We start from the raw sequence: 7,415 nt of genomic DNA, 5'->3' as shown, positions 1-7,415 counted from the left end.
CGGGTTGGGGGTAGACGGTGACCGGGCGACGGTGGACGATGCGTCGCCCCACTCACCTGGCAGTGGAGGCCCCGCCCGGGTTTGGCGGGGCCGGAACGGTCTCCCGCGCGAGGAGCGGAGGCGAGATCGACGAACCCGGGACAAAATGCCCATAAAAGGATCTTGAAGGTCTTGGAAGGATCAGGTGGTACGCAGGGCGGTGGCGGCCGGGGAACGGCGGCCGATCACCAGGCTGAGGGCTGTCGCCAGGGCCACCGCCAGGAGGGCCAGGCCCGCGTACCGCAGGAGGGACAGCCACTCGACGGCCGGGTAGACGGCGTGCCACGGGCCCTGCGTCCGCGCGTTCACCCACGAGTACGGAGCGTCCGGGCAGGGGCCTCCGCCGTTGCTCGCGCACTTCTGCAGGGCGATGTGGGCGGCGATGCCGGCGGGCGTACACGGCACCTCCGGCGGGTCCGTGGCGCTGGACGAGGACTGGTGCGCGTAGCACGTGTACTCGATCGAGTCCGGCTTCTGCACCGGATCGAGGGCCAGGTACGGCACGGCCGTCCCGACGGCGAGTCCCAGCAGGACACCCGGGATCGCGGTCAGGAGAACGGTTCCCACGCTCGCCTTGGCCAGTGTCGTCACCGAGACCCCGGCCGCGGTGGCCGCCGCGTCCGTACGCCGGCGGGTCAGCGCCCGGTCCGTCAGCGCGATGAGCAGGCCGGCCGCGCCGATCCAGAGGAACACCTGGACGAGCCCGTCGAGCAGGCCGAACACCGTCCGGTCGAGCTGCGGGTCGCCGTGGCTGGTGTTGGAGAGCGCCCCGATCTCGTTGTCGAACGCGAACTGCGCGCGTACGCCGGTGAACACGGCCACCATCAGCGCGGCGACCAGCAGCACGCTGACCGCGCGGCTGCCCGAGTAGGGATCGGCGAGGACCCGCCGGGCGGCGAGGAGCGGGGCGGGACGGCGGGCGTACCGGGCGGTGACGCGGGCGCACACGTGACCGATGGCCGCCGCGCAGAACGGTACGGCGACGACGATCGCCGCGACGCTCAGCCCCGAGCCGACATGAGGGAGCACTGTGGACAGTGGTTCGCGGCCCTCGACCGGGTCGGACCTCAGAGCCGTGAGCCAGCCGCGGCACAGGGCCAGTCCGGCCAGCCCGGCCCCGAGCGCCCAGACCGGCCACCAGCGCGGCCGCGTACGCCGGGCGGCCCGGCTCGCCGCCAGCGGTTCGGCGATCACGCCGCGCAACGCGTACAGGGAGAGGAGAGCGGCGAGGACGGGCAGCGCGAGCAGCAGGACCCAGCTCCACCACGACGGCGCGGTGTCCGTCGGGAGCGGCCGCCACGGCCCGGCGAAGTACGGGATCTCCTGCACGACCTTGCCGTCGTGGTACGCGACCGCGCTGACCAGGTAGCGGGGGTCGTTCACGGGCCGGTCGAGCAGCGCACGCACCCCCGGGTACGCGACCGCGGCCAGCACGGCGCCGGCGGCGACCGCGAAGCCCTGCTCGGCGCCGGCGATCCAGCGGACCTGCTGCGGAGCCGCACCGGCGATGCGAAGGGCGGCGAGCCGGCGGTCGCGGGCGGGCCCGCCGAGGCGGGCGGCCTGCGCGATGAGGAACAGCGCGGGGATCGCGAGCGCGGCGACCATGATGATCAGGCCGGGTCGCAGCCCCGGTTCGTTGAGCAACTGCGACGTGTACCGGTAGCTCGTCGGGTACTCCTGCGGAAGGCCGTCGCCGTCGGGCAGGATCGCGGTCGTCGGCGCCATGTTCGTCACCACGCCGACCGCGAGGATGGCGAGTCCGGCGAGAAACGCCGCGACAACCGTGAGCGCCGCGCGTACGCCGTCGGTCCAGGAACCCGCGAACGCCAGCCGGAGCAGGGTCGCCGCCCTCATGCCGGCACCACCTGACCCGGGAAGGCACCGTCGCGCATGTGCAGTTCGCGGTCGGCGTACGCGGCCACCGTGGCGTCGTGGGTGACCAGCACGACCGCCGTCGACAGGTCACGCGCCGCGGTCATCATGGCGCGCAGGACCGCCTCGCCGGCGACGGAGTCGAGCGATCCCGTGGGCTCGTCGGCGAAGAGCAGGCGCGGGCTCGTGATCAGCGCGCGGGCCAGCGCGACCCGCTGCTGCTGGCCACCGGACAGCTCGCCCGGCCGCAGCGCGGCCACCTCACCCACCCCGAACCGGTCCAGCCACTCTCCCGCCGCGCGCAGGGCCCCCGCCCGCCGCGCGCCCCCGAGCAGGAGGGGCAGAGCCACGTTCTCCGCCGCCGGCAACTCCGGCACCAGCTGTCCATGCTGCAGGAGTACGCCGATCTCCGTCCGCCGCAGCCGTGCCCGCACCGATTCCGGCCGGTCGTCGAGGCGGGCCCCGGCGAACCACACCTCCCCGGAGTCCGGTACGCCGATCCCCGACAGGCACATCAGCAGCGTGGACTTGCCGCAGCCGGAGGCGCCGGTGATCGCGACGACCTCCCCCGCGCCGAGCCGGAGGTCGACGGCGTCCAGCGCGGTCGTGCGCCCGTACGCCTTCGTGACGCGTCTGGCCTCCAGCAGGCTCATTCCGTTCATCTCGTGATCTCCCCGTGGGTGGTCTGGTCTTCGGCGATCTCGTCTTCGCCGGTCTCGTCCCCGCCGGTCTCGTCCCCGCCGGCCTCGTCCGCGGCGGTCGCATCTTCGGCGATCTCGCCGGCGAGGGCGTCCACCCGGGCGACCGTCTGCTGCATCCAGCGCAGGTCGGCGTCGAGGTGGGCGATGGTGTAGTCGGCGGCGGCGACCTCGCCGAGGGAGGCCGCCGATTCCTTGTCCCGCGTCAGTTCGCGCATCCGGGCCATGTGCGCCTCGCGCTGGCGGGCGAGGTAGTCCACGGCGGTCTGCCGGTCGGCGGCCAGCAGGGCCACGACGACCTTGACGAACATCGTCCCGCCCAGGTGCGGGGCGGGCGGTTCGGGCGTGTGCAGCCACTCGGCCAGGGCCGCCCGGCCGGCGTCGGTCAGGTCGTAGAACGTCCGCTCAGGACCGCCGGCCTTGCCCGCGCCGGTCTCCGTCACGAGGCCGTCGCGCTGCAGGCGGCCGAGGGTCGCGTAGACCTGGCCGAAGGCGAGCGGCTTGCCGGCCGGCAGCCGGCTGTCGTGGGCGCGCTTGAGGTCGTAGCCGTGCTGCGGCCCTCGGCTCAGCAGCCCCAGCAGTACGTGCCCCGTCGACATGCGAGGAGTATTCACTGAGTGAATAGGCCACGTCAAGAGACTCTTCACTGAGTGAATAGTTGCTTCGTGCCGGCGGCCTCCGCGCTCCTCGGCCGGCAGACGAGTGCGGCCCGGCCGGGGGCTCCCCTCCCCGGCCGGGCCGCGTCCTTCCCGTTCGCCGGACTACGCCGTGAACCGCACATTCGGGTTCAGATGGCCGGTCCAGTCGAACAGCGCCATGTTGTCCCACTGGTCCCCGGTGCCGTTGATGTTGGCCGGGTCCCAGCCGTTGCCGGCGATCGCGTACCAGGTGGGCTCCCAGTAGAAGACGCCGATCGCACCCGCGCCGCGGGCGGTGTTCTGCACGGCCGTGAACTCACTCGCCTGGCCGGCCCAGGTGGCCGCGTACCCGGAGCACGGCGCCGAGCCGCTCACCGAGTTGGCCTGCGAGTCGGCGTTCGCCGCCGTGAACGGGTACGCCGTCTCGGCGAGGATCACCGGCTTGCCGTACCGGGACTTCACGTCCGTGATCACCGAGGACAGGTTGGACAGCGTCCCGTGCCACATGCAGTAGTACGACAGCCCCGTGATGTCCCAGGTCACGCCCTTGGCCGTGATGCCGTCGTAGAACCAGCGGGCGTTGGCGTCGCTGTCGGCGTCGGCCGTGTGGATGATGACCTGCGTACCGCTGTTGCACGCCTTCGTCGCGTTGTAGCCGGACTTGAGCAGCAACGACAGGTTGGTGAAGTCGTTGTTCACCACTTTGCCGTCGTTCCACAGCATCCCGACGTTGATCTCGTTGCCGATCTGTACGCTGTCCGGCGTCGTCCCCTGCGCCTTCAGCGCGCTGCACACCTGGTACGTGTAGTTGTACACGTCGGTCTGCAGCTGGCTGATCCCGTGACTCGACCAGGCCGCCGGCTTGTACTGCTTGCCGGGATCGGCCCAGGTGTCCGAGTAGTGGAAGTCGACCATGAGCTTCAGCCCCTTGGCCTTGACCGTCTTCGCGTACGCCAGGACCTTCGCCTGGTTGTTGTAGCCGCTGGCCGGGTTGTTCCAGACCCGCAGGCGTACGTAGTTCAGGCCGACGCCCTTGAGGATGTCGAGCGGGTCGCCGGCGGTACCGGCGCCGTTGTAGTACTTCGCACCGAGGTCGAGGCTGCGCTGGACCGAGGACACGTCGGCGCCGAGCATCGACAGCGTGTTCGCGGCCAGCGCGGGCGGCTGTACGGCGAACACGGCCGCGGCCGCGGTGAGCAGCAGCGCGGCGATCCGGGCGGGGGTTCTTGCCATCCCGTTCTCCTTGATCGAAATGGTGAGTGTGGCGCTCTGTGAACGTTCCCAGTCCGTGGAGCGGGTGGTTTCCTGAGTTTTGTTCCAAAAGGGACGTCGTTCAGGGGCGGGGCAGGCCGTGAACGTTCACAGAGCGATGCGCACGAGCATAGGTCTTCGTCGACCGCTGCGAAACCCCCTCCCATCGCCCCAATCCCCTCTCTCACGGCAAGAGTGGCCGTTCGGGTCACCGCGGAGGGGCTCCGGAGGCCTTCGCATGGCAACAGCCGGGCGGTATAGTCCGTCGACTGCGCGGGTTAGGTACGGTCCCCCGATTGCCGCGCTGATGATCGTGTGGAGGATGGCGCATGTCCCAAGGTGAGGGAACGCACGGCCAGAGCGAGAGCATGACCTCGCGGCCGAACTTCGACTCGGGCCTGCGCGGTTATGACAAACGCCAGGTCGACCTGTACGTCGAGCACGTCGCCGGCGAGATCGCGAGCCTGTCGGGCGAGCGCGAGCGCGCGTACCGCCAGATTCAGACGCTCGCCTCGAACCTGCAGCACCTGGAGATGGACTTCACCGAGCTGCAGACCGAGCTCAACGAGATCCGCCAGAACCCCCCGCAGGTGGACCGGGCGTCGTTCCGCCACCTCGGCCCGATGGTCGACCAGATCCTGGCGCTGTCGGAGAAGCAGGCCGACGCGATCGTGAACACCGCCGAGCAGCGGGTCACCGAGGCGCAGACCGAAGCCGACCGGCGGCTCAGCGAGACCCACGAGGCCGCCGACAAGGCCCGCGCCGAGGGCGAGGCCGCGTTCCAGGCGTCGCTGCAGGAGGCCCAGCGCGTCGCCGAGGCCAGCGCCGCCGCGGCCGCCCAGGCCCAGGCCGAGGTGCAGGCCATGGTCGAGGCCGCCCTGGAGAAGATCAAGCAGGACACCGAGGCCGCGCACCACCAGACCCAGCAGGAGATCGGCCTGCTGCGCACGAACGCCGAGGCCGAGCTCAACGACCAGCGCGCCGCGCACGAGGCCGAGCTGGCCCAGCAGCGGACGGGGGCGGAGCAGAAGAACGCGGCGATGCAGGCCGAGGTCGAGCAATACTCCGCCGACCTGCGCAAGCGCGCCAACGACCAGCAGGCCGCCCACCAGCAGCAGATGGCGCTGGTGCAGAAGGAGATCCAGGGCCGCCAGCAGCAGCTCGCCCAGCTCCAGCAGCAGCTGGGCAGCGTACAGCAGCAGCTGAACCAGGCCCGCCAGGACGGATCCGCGGCCTCCACCGAGCTCTCCCAGCTCCAGCAGCAGCTCGCCCAGACCCGCCAGGACCTCGCCAGTGAGACCACCCGCCTCGACGAGGCCCGCCGGGCGGCGGAAGCGGCCGAGCGGCACGCCGCCGAGGTACGCGCCCGCGTCCAGCGCGAGGCCCAGCGGGTCGCCGACCGGGCCGCCGCGGCGGTCATGGCGGCCGCGGCGATCAGCGGCGAGACCGGCGAGTTCCGGATGGTGCCGGTCTCCGGTGCCGGTGCCGGCGCGGTCCGGTCCGACGAGCCCGCGCGGCCCGCCGAGGAGAACGGTCACCGGCCCGCCGACGACTACCGCCGGCCCGCCGAGGAGAACGGTCACCGGCCCGCCGAGGACCACCGCCGTCCGGCCGAGGAGCAGCGGGCCGCCGAAGAGCAGCGCCGCGTGGCCGAGGAGCAGCCCCGGGCCGTGGAGGAACCGCGGCGCCCGGTCGAGGAGCCGACCGGTGGCCTGCTCGGCCTGCGCCGGCCGGAGGACGAGCGCCCCGAGGGCCGCCGCGACCCCCGCCAGGTCGAGTTCGAGCAGCGCCGCGCCGAGTACGAGCAGCGCCAGGCCGACGACCAGCGCCGCGCCGAGGAGGCCCGGCGGGTCGAGGAACTGCGCCGGCCCGAGCCCGAGCAGCCGCCGCGCTTCGCCGCCTTCGAGAGCCGCAACCTGTTCGACCCGCGCCAGGACGCACGGCTGGCCGCCGAGCAGAACGGCCGCAACGGCGCGCTGTCGGCCGAGACCGTCCAGTCCGAGACCGTCCAGGTCGAGGTCGTCGCGCCCGAGGCGCTGCCCGAGGACGACGACGTGCTCGACCTCGCGCTCGAGGTGCCGCCGGCCGTGGACGACGACGAGGTCGGCGTACCGGTGATCCCGGCGCAGCGCGAGCCGCACCACCACAAGGTCAGCGCCGACGCCGAATAGGCCCGCACGACGACGCCCTCGCCGGATCCGGCGGGGGCGTCCTGCTGTCCGCCCGCCCGCGCCCCGCCCCTCAAGATCCCGTTTGGATCAGGGAATTCCACGTAATCTTGGGCCAAGATTCGGGTGATTTCCCTGATCCAAACGGGATCTTGGCGGGTCGCCGCGGGGCGGGGGCGGGCGCGGGCGGGTGGGTGGGTGGGTGGGTTACTCGGCGGGGGCGGTGCCGTTCAGGGCGGGCATGTAGGCGCGCCACGGGCCCACGTCCTCCCGGTAGTGCCGCGCCAGCACTTCGCTCGCCTGGCCAATGTGCGTCAGGTCGTGCGCCACCCACGACGCGATCAGCTGACCCAGCGTCACCTCACCGAACTCCGGGTGGCGGCCTCGGCGTACGAGGTCGGGGGTGGTCAGGTTCAGGGCGGCCAGTTCGGCCAGGCTCGCCCGCCGGGCCTCGGCGAACTCCGCCAGCAGCGCGGTCACCGGCACAGGCGCCGTGCGCAGCATCGCCTCCCGGTCGAACGGTTCGAACCCGCGCGCCGTCCCCTCGTTCAGGATCATCCGCGTACGCGGCAGCCAGTTGGTCGCGTCGCCGTGCCGCAGATGCCCGAGGATCGCGTACGCGCTCCAGGTGCCCGGCCCGTCGTCGCGACGGGCCCAGCCGTCGGGCAGCCGGGCGAGCAGTGCTTCCAGGACGGCGGGCGTACCCGCGAGGACGGCCGTGGCCTCCGACAACTCCATGGTTGCAGCGT

General features: G+C 72.3%; 5 protein-coding genes and 1 pseudogene. 1 reads left to right on the top strand and 5 read right to left on the bottom strand.

Annotated features, from left to right (window positions below; all coding sequences use genetic code 11):
* Nucleotides 1–180 precede the first annotated feature (180 nt).
* The 4 genes and pseudogenes from G401_RS0128565 to G401_RS0128550 form a co-directional block, all read right to left on the bottom strand.
* Complete coding sequence (locus G401_RS0128565) at nucleotides 181–1,893, bottom strand: hypothetical protein (RefSeq protein WP_027345160.1); 1,713 nt, start codon at nucleotides 1,891–1,893, stop codon at nucleotides 181–183.
* On the bottom strand, nucleotides 1,890–2,564 hold the full coding sequence (locus tag G401_RS0128560) for an ABC transporter ATP-binding protein (RefSeq protein WP_027345159.1): 675 nt from the start codon (nucleotides 2,562–2,564) through the stop codon (nucleotides 1,890–1,892). The genes G401_RS0128565 and G401_RS0128560 overlap by 4 nt, the downstream gene beginning before the upstream one ends.
* A 119-nt stretch (nucleotides 2,565–2,683) precedes the next feature.
* Nucleotides 2,684–3,208: pseudogene (locus G401_RS49125) on the bottom strand (PadR family transcriptional regulator); the annotation flags it as partial.
* A gap of 162 nt (nucleotides 3,209–3,370) precedes the next feature.
* Complete coding sequence (locus G401_RS0128550) at nucleotides 3,371–4,480, bottom strand: glycoside hydrolase family 53 protein (RefSeq protein WP_027345158.1); 1,110 nt, start codon at nucleotides 4,478–4,480, stop codon at nucleotides 3,371–3,373.
* A 347-nt stretch (nucleotides 4,481–4,827) separates the two neighbouring features.
* Here G401_RS0128550 and G401_RS53465 point away from each other — a divergent pair, with 347 nt between their 5' ends.
* The gene (locus tag G401_RS53465; RefSeq protein WP_051367279.1) at nucleotides 4,828–6,669 is read left to right on the top strand and encodes a DivIVA domain-containing protein; all 1,842 of its coding nucleotides are present in this window, start codon (nucleotides 4,828–4,830) and stop codon (nucleotides 6,667–6,669) included.
* A gap of 204 nt (nucleotides 6,670–6,873) precedes the next feature.
* Here the strand turns inward: G401_RS53465 and G401_RS0128540 are convergent, their stop codons facing one another.
* Nucleotides 6,874–7,404, bottom strand: coding sequence for a DinB family protein (locus G401_RS0128540; RefSeq protein ID WP_027345157.1), 531 nt, complete (start codon nucleotides 7,402–7,404; stop codon nucleotides 6,874–6,876).
* Nucleotides 7,405–7,415: the final 11 nt, after the last annotated feature.

This window comes from Hamadaea tsunoensis DSM 44101 (assembly GCF_000428945.1).
Classification (GTDB): Bacteria; Actinomycetota; Actinomycetes; order Mycobacteriales; family Micromonosporaceae; genus Hamadaea; species Hamadaea tsunoensis.
Note: the sequence above shows the minus strand (reverse complement) of the source record. Positions and strands in the feature narration are given on the sequence as shown.